This is a genomic window from Leucobacter fengyongliangi (assembly GCF_052386045.1).
Map to the genome: position 1 here is coordinate 260,930 of NZ_CM126356.1, position 14,989 is coordinate 275,918.

The following is a 14,989-nucleotide window of genomic DNA, read 5'->3' on the forward strand; positions in this document are numbered from 1 at the left end:
AATTCGTCTGCACAATCACTTGCTCTTGCTCCGCCGCGCGGTGACATCCACTGCGACTGCCACGATCACGATGGCGCCTTTGAACACCTGCTGGAGGGCCGGTTCAAGGTTGAGCGAGGAAAAGAGGTTGTTGAGGATCATCAAGATCGCGCAACCCACTACCGTTCGCCACATTGCTCCTTCGCCGCCGATCAGGGAGGTACCGCCGATGATGACTACCGCAATGGCATCGAGCGTCATATTTCCGACGAAGTTCGGCTGCGCGGTGCCGAGCTGGCTGGCGACCAACACGCCGCCCAGCGCTGCCAGCATGCCTATCATCACGAAGGTACTGGTACTAATGAGGCTAACGCTGATTCCCGAGAGCCGCGCAGCCTCTCTGTTTCCGCCCACTGCGTACACCGATCGCCCGTATGTAGTCTTTGCGAGCACTATAGCAGCGATGACAAATGCAACGATGCCGATGACATTTGAGAGTGGGACGGTGCCGAAAAACTTGTAGTTTCCTAGGAAGCTGTATTCCTCGGAGACGGAGAACTTCACGTTTGCGCCAGCATACAAGGTCATCAGGCCGATGTAAGCAGAAGAGGTACCGAGCGTGGCCACAAATGGATTGATTCCGACCTTGTTGATCAGATATCCGTTCACGACGCCGAATACGAACCCAACCGCAACTGCGATGAGCACTGCTACGGCGGCGGGTGCCACACCGTCGAGAGAAACGTAGGTCACTGCGCCAGCCGCGTATACAGCTCCGACCGAGAGGTCGAAGCCCCCTGCGATCATGACGAAGGTCATCCCTATCGCGGCGAGGATCAGTCCCGTGTTCTGGCTCAGAATATTTGTGAGGTTGCCGATCCCCCAGAACCCGGGATAGATGATCGTGACCAGGACGAGCAGCCCTGCCAGTACCCAAATCATCGGATACCGGGCGAAGCTTCGCAGAAGCCAGCCACCCTGACTGGTTCGAGCACGATCGCTCGTGACGATAGATACCGTGTTTGTATTTGCCATGGTTATATCTCTTTCACAAACTGCTGTCGGCAGTGTCGAAGATTAACTGAAGAATTCGTTCGGGGGTGATGAGGTCGGTGGAGGCATCCAGGGTCGCGAGGATCCGACCCTCGTGCATCACGAGGACGCGGTCGCTCAAGCCAATAACCTCCTCGAGTTCGGAGGACACTACGATCATCGAGCGGCCGGTGGAGACGATCTCCTCGAGCGCTTCGAGGATTTCCGACTTAGCGCCAACGTCGACTCCACGCGTCGGTTCGTCCGCGAGCAGAATCGGGTAGTCGGTATAGAGCCACCTCGCGATGAGGAGCTTCTGTTGATTGCCGCCAGATAGGTTGCCTGCGATCTCGTCCATCCGAGCGGTGTTGTAACCCACAGGTGCAGCTGCACGTGCTGCTGCCTCCTTCAACTTAGCGTCGTTTAGGAAGACCCCGTTGCTCTCGCGGTTCCACTCACCGAGAACGATGTTGTCCGAGGCTGATTGTGAAAGGAGCAGCCCCTGGCCCTTCCGATCTTCAGGCTGAAGTGAAATCCCTCTGGATCTCGCCTCTCCCACATTTTTTGGAAAAGTTGTCGAAGAGCTCTCGAACGTCTTGAGCATGCCAGTGGCCAAGGTGTCGGCTCCGGCGAGTGCCCGGAGAAGCTCAGTTCGACCTGAACCCACTAGACCTGCGATGCCGAGGATCTCCCCTCGGTACAGTGTGAACTCGATGTCATGCAACTGTCCTGGAGATGAGAGCTCCCGCACCTCGAGGGCGACTTTCCGATCAGCTTCAGCTGATGGAGGGGTACCAGTTCGACTCTGGTGCTTGCCAGCCGCGATGTCCGCACCGTGGGCATGGTTGCCGAGCATGGCCTGTACGATCTCTGACTTTGTCCACTCGGCGCTCTCCCGGGTCTCTACAAGTGTGCCATCGCGAAACACCGAAATTACATCAGAATGCTCCTGGATCTCATCGAGGTTGTGGCCGACGATGGTCATCGCGATGCCGTCCTCGCGAAGTTTCCGCATCGTCGAGAACAAAGCCTCTCTTTCGGCGAGAGCCAATGAGGCCGTAGGCTCGTCGAAGAGGATGCATTGTGCGTCAGATGCGAGAGCGCGAAGAATCTCGATAACTTGCTGGTCAGCGATCGAGAGGTCCCCGCTCCGATGCGCGGTAGCGGGCGTGACACCGACTCGGGCGCACAACTCCTCGTACTTTTCCTGCATTACACGTTCCTGCAGCCAGCCACCCTTTGTAATTGGCTGTCCGAGGAAGACGTTCGCCCGCGGTGTGAGTGCTGGCAGCACGGTGAGTTCTTGATATATTGCCTGTACCCCGAGTCTGATTGCTTCCTTCGGCGATCCGCCGGGGACGATGCTCCCGTCTATTCGGATCCGTCCACTCGTGGGCGCGATTCTGCCCGCAGCCATTCCCAGGCAGGTGGATTTCCCTGCACCGTTCTCGCCCACGAGCGCGTGCACCTTCCCGCGAATTGCGAGGTCAAGTGAGACTTCCTTCACCGCCTTGGTCTGACCGAACGACCGTGAAACATGCTCGAACGAAATGAAGGCTTTGCTCTCTGCCAAGTTTTCTCCCAACCCTTTGTGGAGGATGATTGTCGAGGGTTGGGCGCCGAAGTTCCATGGAGGCAGTGGCGCCCAACCCTCACTTTGGAGTCGGCCCTATAGGCCCAGGTCGTCGATCGTGTCGCGCGTGACCATCCCGACCTCGGCGAAGCGCGGCAGGAGGACATACCCGGCAGGTGTCCCCTCCTTCGCGGTATTCACGATCGCCTCTACTGCGGCATAGCCGACGTCATATGAGAACACCGGCACGGTTCCGAGGATCTGGCCGCTTTCCAAAAGTTCGGCGGATAGCTCGGAGCCTCCTGAGCTCTCGAAGACCGAGATCTTGTCACCCAGGCCTTGATCGGAGATCGCCTTCACCACACCGCCGGTTATGTCGACATAGACGCTGAAAACGACGGTGGCATCAGGGTTTGCTTGCAGGAGATTCTGCGTATCGGCGTAGGCGCCGGGGGTGGTCCAATCGGTGTAGACGTTGCCAATCACCTCCCACTCTGGGTGGTCTTTCGAGAACTCAGCCCAAGCGGTTTCGTGTGCGGTGACGGTGGTGTGGCCCTGGTTGCCGTATGCGAAAAGGACCTTCTGGGGTCCATCACCGAGCTTTTCGACTGCGCCGTTGAACATCGTCATCGCGCCCTCGATGAGGTTGTTCTGGTCCACGTAGGCAATGGTTCCCGGGGCGACAAGATCCGGTCCCATTTCAGCGCCGGTGCCGCAGAGTGGCCCGCCGAACGCTGCGACGAGCAGTTGGGCATCGATGACGGTGTCAGAGACCGTCTTGCACATCTGGGGGGATACGGACTGAATGCCCACCGCCCCGAACTTGCCACTCGTGACGATCGAGTTGTAGTTGGAAAGTTCGGTTGCCGGGTCGAGATCAGACCAGTAAACCTCGACGTTCACACCGAGATCCTCGGCAGCGGCCTGTGCGCCTTCGGCTTTGGCTGCGGAGTCGGAGAAGGTCGGGCCAGCCTGAATCATGATGGCGATGTTGTCGGTGTTCTGCGGCACCACCTCGCCGATTCCTACGTCAATGGCGGTTGCCGAAGTCGAGGTTGTCGTCCCAGAATCCTCGGTGGTGCCGCTTCCGCAAGCCGTGAGTGCGAGTGCTGCGACTCCGACCACAGCGGTTGAAAGTGTCAGACGACGCATCCTTGTTATGTGCATGTTTGCTCCTTTGCTAATGCCTGCCGACATTGGAGAGTGCGTGTAACTCGTTGACGCGCTCTCGGCCTCGCTTTTTGCGAGACAAGCTCACCTTAATCAACCAAACGTTCGAAGCGCAAGGTCTCCATGCGTGATTCGCGTTGCGGCACACGGGGAATCGTGCCGTCTAGAAGTGGCTTTCCGCACGGGCCTGCGCGGAGAGCAGGGTGATAAACGTGCGCATTCGTCGTACGGATTTACGGAGGTTATCCACTAATGGGGTTTTGATCAGCTGATGGGTGCCAGGCTCCGGCCGGCCGACGGGTGATCCGACAGCTTCAGCTTCGGGAGCACCTGTGAGGCGAGATACTCGACTCTGGCCGAGGCGCCGTCGATATCCTCACCTGGCATGATCGGCATGATGTCGAAGTCTGTCACGCCTTGATCGATGTCTCTGTTAAATGCCTCGACCGCGCCGGCGGCATCGGTGAGGAAGAGGAGTCCTTCATCGAGGGCCTCTTGGGGTGTCTCAAAATCGGGGCGCCGACCGATGCCTTTGCCCTGTGGAGAGAGATGACCACGAGCGATATAATCGTTGACTAATCTGAGCCAGTTTTCACCGACCCGCGCGAACTCGCGTTCTGGGTCTTCTGCGATGATCGCCCAGTAGGTCCGATTCATGCGGATGTCCCGTTCTGCTTTTCCAAGCTCTCGAGCAGCCTTTGGGTAGAGCTCGAGGCCGTTCGGGCTGAAGACAAGGAAGCCGTCTGCCAGCTTCGCAGCTCGCTCGATCGCCGCTGGTACCTCGCCCCCCATCCATATTTCGGGTCCGCCTTCACGAATTGGGAGGGGAGTCACTTCGATTTCGGGAAGGTCAAAACGCTTGCCGGAGTGGGAAAAAGGCTCCCCGGAAAAGGCTTTGCGGAGGATCTGCAGGGACTCGATGGTGCGGCTGAGTCGGTGGGAGAGATCGATGCCAAGGCCGAAGAACTCCTGGTGGTAGTATCCCATTCCGAGACCAAGACGGAGTCGACCACCGGACACTGCGTCGATGAGTAGCGCGTCTTCCGCCAAGCGGACAGGGTTATGAAGCGGAAGCTGCATTACTGCGGAACCGAGATTCACGCGTGATGTCTTCGCGGCGATAATCCCGAGCATGACCATGGGAGAGGGGAGGTAGCCGTTCTCGTAGAAGTGGTGTTCGGTGACATCGATCCGGTCGAACGGCAGCTGCTGGTCGATCCACTCGATTTGATCGAGAACACCTTTGTAGTACTCGGTCCATCGTTCGCGGGATGGGTTCGTGAAATCGTAGTTCAACCCGAATGAAACGCGTTTTGCCATGCTCATGCCCCTCGTCTTCGAAATAGGTGATGGCTGCGGTATTCATCGCGTGGGATATCGCGAGCCCGCCTCAATCGATTCGTGCGGCCACAGTTGGCAACCAATCGATTGGTCAGAGAAGTCCATCACATTTTACAGCCGCATTCAAGGGCGCGTGTCGTTGACAACCATACGATTGGTCGATACCGTTTTTAGCGCATGATGTACGAAAATCATTGCGCGGCTAGCCAAAGGAGACAAGCGAACAATGACCGAGTCATACAACGAGCCATTGAGGTTCGGCTCATTCATCCCGCCACTCATTCGCCCGATCTACGATCCCACTCTGAGTTATCAGCGCGTTCTTGAACTCGTGGAGTTCTGCGACCGTATCGGTTTTGACGAGGCGTGGTTTGGCGAGCATCACAACGGCGGGTGGGAGATCGTGAACTCTCCCGAAATTATGATCGCTTCTGCTATCGAACGCACCAAGAACATCAAGCTCGGCACTGGCGTAACCTCCCTGCCCTACCACCACCCGTTGCATGTGGTGCAGCGCATGGTGATGCTCGACCACCTCAGTCGAGGTCGTGTAATTCTCGGTACCGGTCCGGGGTCGTTGGCTTGGGATGCGCACATCCACGGGATGGATTATCAAGGCAACCGCAAGCGGCTCGGCGAGTCGCTCGAGGCCATCATGCGACTTCTGCGCAGCGATGAGCCTGTCAACATGGAAACCGACTGGTTCAAGCTCGTCGATGCGCAGCTGCAGGTGAAGCCTTATTCTCGGCCGCACTTCGAGGTGTCTGCGGCAGGAACCGCATCCCCCGCAGGTCCGCGTCTTGCCGGCCAACATGGGATTTCGCTGCTCAGTATTGCTGCGAGCAGTCCAGCTGGCTTCGAAGCACTTGCAGGCACCTGGGAGGCGGTCGAAAAGGAAGCTGCTGAGTATGGTCAGACGGTGGATCGCAGTGGCTGGCGTCTGGTGAGCTTTTATCACATTGCAGAGACGGAAGCTCAAGCTCGCGAGGAGGCCCGATATGGGCTGCTTCATCTCATCGACTACTTCAGCAGGACCACCGGACTTGCCGATTCGCTGAGTGACATCACTGATTTCGACCGCACGCTCGATGAGCTGAACGAGTCTGGCCTCATGGTGATCGGCACCCCCGACCGGTTGGCCGAGCACATCGAGTCATTCCAGAAGCAGACTGGGGGCTTCGGTGCTTTCCTCGGCTTCGGGCACGAGATCGCCGACCGTGAGGCGACACTCAAATCGCATGAGCTGGTGATGCGGGATGTGGCTCCGCGCTTCCAACAGCGCACGACTCGTCAGCAGGAGAACTTCGATCGCGTCACTTCACTCCGGGGTAATTGGAACAATGAGGTCGCCCAGGCGCAGGCGAAGGCCTCCGCCGATTGGGAAGCGAAGCAGAAGGGGAGCTTTACTCCCTGACTCGTGTGCGCCGCAGGGCCGGGTGATCGTGTGTAACGTCGATCGCACGGCCGTTTTTGGAAGATCAAAGAAGAGGGCCTCCCCGTAGCTCCGGGGAGGCCCTCTCCGAACTCCGGGAGGGGTCAGGCGCCCCAGCGCTTCTCGGTGGCGAGGAATGCGGTGAGGTGCTCGGCGCCGACGAAGTTGACCTCGTCCTTCGCCATCTCCCGGCTCGCCTCCTGACCGGACTCCGACGCGAGGCCCTCGACCATGTCTGGGTACGAGGTCCACCATACCTCAGTGATGCCGCCGATAGGAGGGGTGTGCCACGCCCTGTCGGTTGTGATCCGGTCGAGCACGGGGTCACTCACCGGATAGTGTTGGGCATAGCGACGGTACCCCATCGCCGGTCCGTGTAGGGCCACCAGCGGGCCGTGCACATTCTTCCAATGATCGAAGAAATCGCCCAGGGTCATTCCCGCCTTCGGGTGATTCGTCACGATCATCTTGACGGTGTTGGTTCCGTCTGCCCATCGTTCGGGAAGATCCTCGAGCTGAACCAGCTCATTGGAGAACATGACGCTCCGTCGGCTTGAGTCTTCCGTGTGGAAAGTCTCCGGCAGCTCGGCGATCAGTTGCCGGGCGGCGTGGAGTGATTCGAAATGCAGCTGGAGTAGGACGTCCGGGGCGGCAGCCCACCCTCTTTCCCGAGCGAAGCCGTCGATCTCAGCGGAGGGAATACGAGTGGAAAGCACGCCGCCCGAGATGCCGGTCGACGCGGTGGGCGAGAGGGTGTCGAGCCAGTCCTGCAAGGCCTCGGCAAGTGCTTCGGGTTTGTGCTTCGCGCTCAGGAGCAACTGCGCCGTCACCGGACGCGAGGGGGATTCATCATTCGTCATAATTGAACTCCAGTGGTGAGTATGTGGCCGCGGGGAGCGCCTTCGCTCGGCAGCCTGTGGAACCCCAATTCTACCGCCTGTTTGTTTGAATTGTAGTGTCGTAGGTTTCGATTCGCGTTGAGTCCGGCGATGGCAGCCCTGGGGAAGAAGCTCCGAGGCGGTCCGATCCGGTGCATTCGGCCAATTCCCGCGGCTCGCATTCCGATCATCCGGGTCCCTGCTCGGTATACTCATTTTTCATTGATCAATCGTTCGTATGGTAACTGAGTTCGTGCGAGAAGAAAGGGGCGGCGGCGTGAACATAGCTAAGGTGGTCGGTTGCGGACACTTCGGTGTGACGGTGAGCGACATCGAATGCACGAAGGCGTTTTTCGTGGAGGTGCTCGGTTTCAGTACAGGGGCGGAGGTCTCCCTGAGCCCTGACTTCTGCAGCTCGGTCACTGGCGTGGCCGACGCGCAAATCGAGGCCTGCTTCGTAGAGGGGCACGGCATAGTGGTGGAACTGTTGAGGTACCGCGCGCCGGATGATCGCGGTCGTATCGAGGGAAGAAGCTGCGATTCCGGTGCTGCCCATCTCGCGTTCTACGTTACGAGCATTACGGGCATCCTGGCGGAGGCGAGCGCCTATGGTTGGCAGGCCGCGGGGGTGCCGACGGCAATCACAGTTGGGCCCCGAGCAGGCGGCAAGGCCTGTTATGTAACGAATGCCGATGGCATTGTCTTGGAGTTCGTCGAGCTTCCGAAAAGTTGATCCGGGCCGGGCTTCGCTCCTGTGGCCACGGGTTACCGGAGGGGCCGTTCACCCGTATTCGGTGTACTCGACAATCCGGTTGTCTCGCGTGATGACCACCGCGCAGATCCTAATAGTCACCGATTCCCCGGCGCGCGCGATTCCCTCGACATTGCGTACCGCTTCGGCTTGCCAATCGTACTCGACCACTGCGATGTCTCCGGAAATAGTGATTCTCCGCGGCTCCGAGAAGCAACGTCCTGGAAACGGGCCCTGCGCAGCAGCAGCCAGCCGTTCGAGAACCGCGTCTCGCCCAATTGTGAGCGGCCCGTGACCGTGATGAACGAGGGCGATCTTCGGGTGCAGGATCCGGTACAGTGCATTCAGGTCAAGCGAATTATAGGCGATGCGCCACGACCCCGTGAGCTCGCCCGGTGACATCATGCCGTTTGGTTTCGCCGCGCCGAAGCTGGCACTTCCGAGGCAGGTGTGCCGCTGCCTCGGGCCCCGGCCGAGACGAGCCCCATGGCAGTCGCCCCCTCTCGTCCCATATTTCGGGGAGGGTGTATCCCACCTGCTCCGGCGATGGCCTCGACTCGAAACGGGTACCGGCAGTTTGCGCGATGTACATGCGGCTGACGTGCTGGCCGGCTGCGCCGATGACTTGACCCGAGAAGTCGCAGCTCTCATGGGCGAGGAATGCCACGACAGGAGCGACTCGGTCGACGGTAAAGTCGCGCTCTAGGAGGGCGCGACGCTCCGGGCTCACGTCGGGTGCCCGCTGGTACAACGGAGTCCATGCAGTCGGTGAAATCGCGTTGACGCGAATCCCGTGCGGTTCGCCTTCGACAGCGAGGGCTCGGGTTAGACCGTAGGCCGCGCCCTTCGATGCGGCGTAGGCGGCACCCTGCGGATCACCGAAGAAGGCTCCTCGTGAGACGGTGTTGACCACCCGGCCATATCCCTGGGCAATCATGTACGGCCAAGCGGCCCGAGTCAGGTGCCAGCTTGCGCCGACCTGAACTGAGAGCATGTGATCGAACTCGTCGTCCGGGTAGTCCTCGAACTTGTAGAAGTGAACGATGCCGGCGTTGTTAAGGACGATGTCCACCCGCCCAAAATGCTCGATCGCAGTCGCGATGACGTGTTGCGCACCCTCCTTCGTGCCGACATCCGATGTGTCTGCTACTGCGGTGCCGTTGGCCTGCTCGATTGCGGCGACGACCTCTTCAGCGACGGGTGTCTCGCTCTCTGTTCCAGGCCGAATACGGTTGTTGACCACCACCCGTGCCCCGCGTGCAGCGAGGAGTTCCGCATATCCTTTGCCCAATCCGCGTCCTGCCCCGGCAATAACTGCGACCTGGCCGTCGAAGCGAAGCTCGTGCATATTGACTCCTTCTTGATGTCTATTCGTTCAGGTCTTCGCTGCCAAGCGATTGCGGCGCGTCAGGGGCGTGAGTCACCGCTGAGGAAGGCCGTGACACCGGCCTTCGCCTCTTCGGATCCGACGAGTGTGGAAGAAGCCTTTTGCGCGTGGCGGTACGCCTCGAACCAACCCATCTGCTCGTGCTCAACGAAGACTCGCTTACGTGTCATCAGGATGTCGATCCCCTTCAAAGCGATATCTCCGGCGAGGGTGAGAGCCCGATCGAGCACTTCCTCCTTAGGGACGACGTGCCCGATAAACCCGGCTCGTTCAAGTTCATGTGCCGTCGCACGTCGCCCGGTGTAGGCGAGTTCGCGGATCAGTCCCTCCGGCATGCCGAGTGAAGCGAGGATCCTCGAGGTGCCAGCTATCAGGCCGTAGTTGATCTCCGGGGTGGCGAACTGCGCGGTGTCGGCGGCGATGCGGATATCGCAGACTGCGGCCAGCATGATTCCGATGCCGATAGTGTGCCCGGAGATGGCTGCGATCACCGGGCGCTGCAGCTGCGCGAAGCGCGGGATCACCGCGTTGACGAATTCGTAACGCTCTGCCCGGCTTTCGCTATCCATATCCGCGAAATCGTTGACGTCGGCACCACCGCACCAACAACGGGACTTCTCGCCAGCCGCGAGTACGACGACCTTCACGTCATTTCTGGTCTCCAAATGCTCCGTGAGGGCGAGCAGTTCCTCATAAGTCGAGACACGAAAACTATTCACCGGAGGGCGTTTAAAGGTGACAAGTCCGATGCCGTGTTCGACTGCGAGGGTGAAGGATCCGAATACTTCAGTGTGCTCCGATGTCATGTCATTCTCCTTGGCTGATGAGGCATTTCTAGAATGTCGTGTCCGCTGCGTGTGACGGTGCAATCAAAGACTAAACCAAATGGTTGGTTGGGTAATCGTAGCCGGAATCCCGTAGCGTGTGTGAGTTCGATGTCGTCCCGCCTCCGGGGCTACCGCGCTTGCTGGGTAATGAAGGGGAATATCGCTGGTGACGTTGCCCGGTGCTGTGGGCACGGGTTTCGTCACAGCATGGTCACGATGGGTTGTGAGGGGTGAAGGATCTTGTAAGCTTTACCAAACGGATGGTAGACCATGATCCGTTCCTACGATGAAGTAGAAAGGTAGTCTCTTGAAACTAAGAACTCAAAAGCAGGGCCGTCTCCTTGGCGGCCTTGGCTTGCTTCTGGCTGGCGCACTGGCTCTCTCTGGGTGTGCGCAGTCCGGTGCCGGCTCCGACGCCTCCGATGGTGGTAGCGTGTCCAGTGGAGACGCGGCAGCGAACCTTGAGCTGGCGAACCAGAAGGTCGAGGAGTACTCCTCTTTTGACCAGGTGTTCCCTGAGCTGGAGCCCTTCACCCCTGTTGCGGGCAGTGTTGACGTGGTGGCTCAGGGTATGGCTGCAGAGGTCGTCGGCCTGAACGCACAGCGGGCGGTCGAGGGGTTCGAGGCCGCAGGCTGGGATGTGCGCGGCCCGTTCGATGGTGAGTTCTCGTCACCGGTCATCGGTGGATTGATCGACACCGCAGTGGCGGAAGGGCGCGATGCGATGCTCTTTAGCTCCGCGAACTTGCAGGATGTCGGCCAGTCGGTGACCAATGCTCTCGAGTCGGGCATGGTGATGGTGTGCGTGATGTGCCCCTTCTTCCCAGAGCTCGCAGATGCGGGCTTGATCTACTCGACGATTGACTTCGAGACGCAGGGTGAGATTCTCGGCTGGTACATGGTGCAGCAGTCCGAAGCCACCGGCCGGATGATGAGCCTCGAGGATCAGGGCTCCTACGCGACGGTCCTCCGTGCCAATGGATTCAACCGTATCGTCTCTGAAAACTGCGATACGTGCGAGCTCATGGACAATCTGACACAGCCTTCGGCGGACATCGGACTTCCGGGCCCGCCCCAGTGGAGCGCGTTCCTCAGCGCGAACCCGCCGGGCGAGCCAATATACGTCAACTCGATGGCCGATGTTGTCGGACTTCCCATGGTGAAGACCCTGCAGAGCATCGGTCGGACCGATGTCTTCATTGGAGGCTTTGATGCGGATGCGGAAGCCATCGATATGATTCGCAGTGGTGACACGCCCTTTATCGGTACTGTGGCGCTTCCCTACTACTGGGGTGACTGGGCTGGCGTCGATCTCGCGATGCGCGCGGTCAGCGGCGCTGAGCTGTGGGATGCCTCGAAGCTACCGATGCAGCTCGTGACCCTAGACACGGTGGAAGACTTTACGGAGTTCGCGCCCGAGGGTGACTGGCAGGCCGAGTTTAAGAAGGTCTGGGGAGTAGACTAACCCATTGAGTGATCAAGCGGGAGGCGCAGCAATACTGTCGCCTCCCGCTTTTTCCGTTTGCCGCCGCGGAAGCGTCGCCGCGGCTCTCGGAGAACGAGAAGCATCCCGCTTGAAACTCTTGATCAATCGTTTGGTTAATTGATAGAGTGTTGGAGAAGCACTTTCAAAGGAGAAAAGCTACTCATGTCTACAAATCTGCTGCAGAATTTGACGGTTCCTCAAGACGTTGCTGAAGCGGTCGTGCTGCCCAAGTCCTACGGGGATCTGCAGGGCACGGTCCTCCCAGCGCTGAAGTGGTTACGGGAGCATGCGCCGATCGCTCAGGCATCGGTCGACGGTTACGATCCGGTGTGGATCGTCAGCTCTCATTCGGCGGTCCAGGAAGTGCTGCGGAACGCTGAACTCTTTCACAACGCTGATGTCAACATCATGCTGCAGCCCCAAGCCGGTGACCAGTATTTGAGGGACATGCTCGGCGGTCACACTAAGGTTATGACCTACAATCTCAGCTACGTGGAACCACCGGTTCACACACTGTTTCGTGAGACGACTGCGCATGCGTTCCTGCCTGCCCAGATCAGAGGGTATGAGCCGCGCTTCCGGAAGCTTGCCGTCGACTCAGTGAGCCGCATGCTCGAGCGAAACAACGGGTCGTGCGACATCGTTCGGGAGCTGACAGCAGATTACCCGCTCGCAGTGATTATGGATCTGCTCGGAGTTCCGGAGTCGGACTGGGATCTCATGATGAAACTGACCCAGGACACGTTCGGCGGCGACGATCCAGATTGGCGCAAGGACGATGTCCCGGCGACACCTGAAGCAATGGCACGGCAGTGGCTAGAATCCACAGAGGCATTCCGCGAGTACTTTCTCAAGGTCGTCAGAGACCGGCACGCGAACCCGCGTGACGATCTCACGACTGCGATCGCCACCTCGAAGCTACCGAACGGCGAATACATGCCCGAAATGGCGCAAGTGGAACTGGTGATGTCGATCGCTTTGGCAGGCCACGACACCGTCAATTCTTCGATCGCCGGCGGCATCCATGGTCTCGCCACTCACCCTGATCAGTTGCGTGCAGTCAGGGAGAACCCGAAGCTTTTGCACGGGCTTGTCGAGGAAAGCCTGCGCTGGGCGACTCCGGCGAAGCACTTCATGCGGAATGCGACGCAGGACACGGTCTTGCAGGGTGTTGAGATCAAGGCGGGCGATCGTCTGATGTGCTCCTTGCAGTCGGCAAACCAGGATGAAAAGGTGTTCTCGAACCCGATGACCTTCGACATCTCCCGGCGGCCAAACCCGCATGTGGCATTCAGCTTCGGACCTCATGTATGCCTGGGGCAGCACATTGCCAAGATGGAGATGAGAGTGCTGTTCGAGGAACTCCTTGCCCGGATTGATGGTCTGGAATTGCTCGGCGACCCAGTGAACAAGGTCTCGAACTTTGTGAGCGGATTCAAGTCACTACCGGTGCAGTACACGGAGGTCTGAAACCGAAATGGATACCCGAGGTTCTGGTGGTGGAACTGGAATGGGCACATCCGAGACACGAGTCGTCATCGTCGGTGCCGGGCATGGCGGTGCGACCACGGCTTCGATGCTCCGGCAACTAGGCTTCGACGGTCAGGTAGTTTTGATCAGTGACGAACGCGTCGCTCCTTACCATCGGCCACCTCTCTCGAAACAACTGTTGAGTTCTGGCCGCGATCAGCTTCTGTTCGAAGAGGATTTTTACGAGGCCCAGGAGGTGTTGCTACGCCTCGATAGCCGAGCAGTGCGCATTGATGCCGAGCAGAAGCAAGTCCTTCTGAGTGACGGCTCGCAGCTCGAATATGACCAACTGGTGCTCGCCACGGGTGTCACCGCGAACAAGGTGGCGGCGCTTGAGGAATATCCGAAGAACGCCTTCACCCTCCGGACTCAAGATGATGCAGAGACGTTGGCGGAACAGCTGGATCGCGCCGAATCGATCACGATTGTCGGAGGCGGATGGGTCGGACTCGAGGTCGCTGCAGTGGCGAGACAGGCGGGGAAGACGGTGACGGTGGCCACCCGCGGAGAAAAGATCCTGTCTCGCGTGGCATCCCCGGAGCTCGCGGAGTGCATCCTCGCTCGACATCGGGAGGCGGGTGTCGAGTTCGTTTTTGGTGAGACCATTATCGGGGCTTCCGGAAGAGACGGATTCGTGCGGGAACTCCAACTCAGCTCCGGCCGTCGGCTGAGAACAGAGTTGGTACTGTCCGGCATCGGCTCACAAGTTGATCTGCAGCTCGCACGGTCCGCGGGCCTGCGCGTGGCTGCGGCGATCGAGGTGGATGCTGATTCACGAACCTCGGATTCCAGTATCTTTGCCGTCGGGGACATCACCGAGCGTGAGTTTGGCGCTCGCGGTCGGCGTCTACAGTTCGAAAGTATTCCGAGCGCGATCGAACAGGCGAAGCGCGTGGCGCATGTGATCTCCGGTCGTCCTGCCTCAACGCCAGAGACTCCGTGGTTCTGGTCCGAACAGTACGAACTGAAGATCCAAATTGCAGGTGTGCGAGACGCTGCGGATCAGGCAATTGTGCGGGACTACTCGGGGGACGGAAGACGCTTCTCCGTTTTTCATTTCGTCGACGGATCTCTGAACTGTGTCGAATCGGTGGGAACGCAGGCTGATTTCCTGGTTGGTAAGAGACTGATATCGGAAGGGGTCAAAGTGACTCCAGATCAATTGGCGGACCTTGCCTTTGACGTTTCTGCGTTGCTTCCAGTTACGGACTCGGTGCCGGTCAATAGAGGGGATCTGGGCGGGACGTCTGCCGACGAGCTTCCCGGCCCTGGGGGTCGGGAAGGATTTGCCCTAACGACTTTCGTCACTGCCGCTGGCGCAGTGGTGTCTGTTGAAATCGAAGACGGGCACACGCTGATGGAGGGAGCTATGAAGCAGAACGTCTCCGGGATCGTCGCGGAATGCGGCGGAATGGCAACCTGCGGCACCTGCCACGTCTACGTTGACGAGCCCTGGATAGATCAGTTACCAGAGCCAGAGTACGAGGAAGAGGTGCTTGTCGAGTTCCTCCCGCTCCAGCGCCCAAACTCACGCCTCGCCTGTCAAATTGTCGCGTGTACGCAAACAGACGGCATTGTCATTCGGGTACCGGGCGAAGAGTAG

At 59.2% G+C, this 14,989-nt stretch carries 13 protein-coding genes and 1 pseudogene; 5 read left to right on the forward strand and 9 right to left on the reverse strand.

The features are described 5' to 3' along the window. Positions 1–15: 15 nt before the first annotated feature. The 5 genes and pseudogenes from ACTNFK_RS01250 to ACTNFK_RS01270 all read right to left on the reverse strand — a co-directional run bounded on the left by ACTNFK_RS01250 (position 16) and on the right by ACTNFK_RS01270 (position 5,080). Positions 16–1,014 (reverse strand): ABC transporter permease, encoded by a 999-nt coding sequence (locus ACTNFK_RS01250; RefSeq protein WP_435937027.1) that lies wholly within the window; start codon positions 1,012–1,014, stop codon positions 16–18. 13 nt (positions 1,015–1,027) lie between these two features. Beyond that, the gene (locus ACTNFK_RS01255) at positions 1,028–2,062 is read right to left on the reverse strand and encodes an ATP-binding cassette domain-containing protein (protein ID WP_435937091.1); all 1,035 of its coding nucleotides are present in this window, start codon (positions 2,060–2,062) and stop codon (positions 1,028–1,030) included. A gap of 63 nt (positions 2,063–2,125) precedes the next feature. Continuing rightward, a pseudogene (locus tag ACTNFK_RS01260) lies at positions 2,126–2,518 on the reverse strand (ATP-binding cassette domain-containing protein); the annotation flags it as partial. A 162-nt stretch (positions 2,519–2,680) separates the two neighbouring features. Next, the gene (locus tag ACTNFK_RS01265) at positions 2,681–3,751 is read right to left on the reverse strand and encodes a sugar ABC transporter substrate-binding protein (RefSeq protein WP_435937028.1); all 1,071 of its coding nucleotides are present in this window, start codon (positions 3,749–3,751) and stop codon (positions 2,681–2,683) included. Between the two features lie 267 nt (positions 3,752–4,018). Continuing rightward, positions 4,019–5,080, reverse strand: coding sequence for an LLM class flavin-dependent oxidoreductase (locus ACTNFK_RS01270; RefSeq protein ID WP_445117182.1), 1,062 nt, complete (start codon positions 5,078–5,080; stop codon positions 4,019–4,021). Positions 5,081–5,321: 241 nt separating this feature from the next. Here ACTNFK_RS01270 and ACTNFK_RS01275 point away from each other — a divergent pair, with 241 nt between their 5' ends. Continuing rightward, the gene (locus tag ACTNFK_RS01275) at positions 5,322–6,509 is read left to right on the forward strand and encodes an LLM class flavin-dependent oxidoreductase (RefSeq protein ID WP_435937030.1); all 1,188 of its coding nucleotides are present in this window, start codon (positions 5,322–5,324) and stop codon (positions 6,507–6,509) included. Positions 6,510–6,631: 122 nt separating this feature from the next. Here ACTNFK_RS01275 and ACTNFK_RS01280 read toward each other — a convergent pair whose 3' ends face one another. After that, positions 6,632–7,387, reverse strand: a complete 756-nt coding sequence (locus ACTNFK_RS01280; RefSeq protein ID WP_435937031.1) for an EthD domain-containing protein — start codon at positions 7,385–7,387, stop codon at positions 6,632–6,634. A gap of 295 nt (positions 7,388–7,682) precedes the next feature. Between ACTNFK_RS01280 and ACTNFK_RS01285 the strand changes: the two genes are divergently transcribed. Continuing rightward, positions 7,683–8,138: a VOC family protein gene (locus ACTNFK_RS01285; protein WP_435937032.1), complete on the forward strand. Its 456-nt coding sequence runs from the start codon at positions 7,683–7,685 to the stop codon at positions 8,136–8,138. A gap of 48 nt (positions 8,139–8,186) precedes the next feature. Here the strand turns inward: ACTNFK_RS01285 and ACTNFK_RS01290 are convergent, their stop codons facing one another. Genes ACTNFK_RS01290 through ACTNFK_RS01300 form a run of 3 tightly spaced genes read right to left on the reverse strand, consistent with a single transcriptional unit; the run spans position 8,187 to position 10,349 of the window. Then, positions 8,187–8,561, reverse strand: a complete 375-nt coding sequence (locus ACTNFK_RS01290) for a nuclear transport factor 2 family protein (protein ID WP_435937033.1) — start codon at positions 8,559–8,561, stop codon at positions 8,187–8,189. Further along, complete coding sequence (locus ACTNFK_RS01295; RefSeq protein WP_435937034.1) at positions 8,515–9,504, reverse strand: SDR family NAD(P)-dependent oxidoreductase; 990 nt, start codon at positions 9,502–9,504, stop codon at positions 8,515–8,517. The genes ACTNFK_RS01290 and ACTNFK_RS01295 overlap by 47 nt, the downstream gene beginning before the upstream one ends. A gap of 59 nt (positions 9,505–9,563) precedes the next feature. Continuing rightward, positions 9,564–10,349 (reverse strand): enoyl-CoA hydratase/isomerase family protein, encoded by a 786-nt coding sequence (locus ACTNFK_RS01300; protein WP_435937035.1) that lies wholly within the window; start codon positions 10,347–10,349, stop codon positions 9,564–9,566. A gap of 454 nt (positions 10,350–10,803) precedes the next feature. Between ACTNFK_RS01300 and ACTNFK_RS01305 the strand changes: the two genes are divergently transcribed. From ACTNFK_RS01305 to ACTNFK_RS01315, 3 genes are all read left to right on the forward strand, one after another. Next, on the forward strand, positions 10,804–11,835 hold the full coding sequence (locus ACTNFK_RS01305; RefSeq protein ID WP_435937036.1) for a sugar ABC transporter substrate-binding protein: 1,032 nt from the start codon (positions 10,804–10,806) through the stop codon (positions 11,833–11,835). 183 nt (positions 11,836–12,018) lie between these two features. Beyond that, the gene (locus ACTNFK_RS01310; protein WP_435937037.1) at positions 12,019–13,326 is read left to right on the forward strand and encodes a cytochrome P450; all 1,308 of its coding nucleotides are present in this window, start codon (positions 12,019–12,021) and stop codon (positions 13,324–13,326) included. Positions 13,327–13,366: 40 nt separating this feature from the next. Then, positions 13,367–14,989, forward strand: coding sequence for an FAD-dependent oxidoreductase (locus ACTNFK_RS01315; RefSeq protein WP_435937038.1), 1,623 nt, complete (start codon positions 13,367–13,369; stop codon positions 14,987–14,989).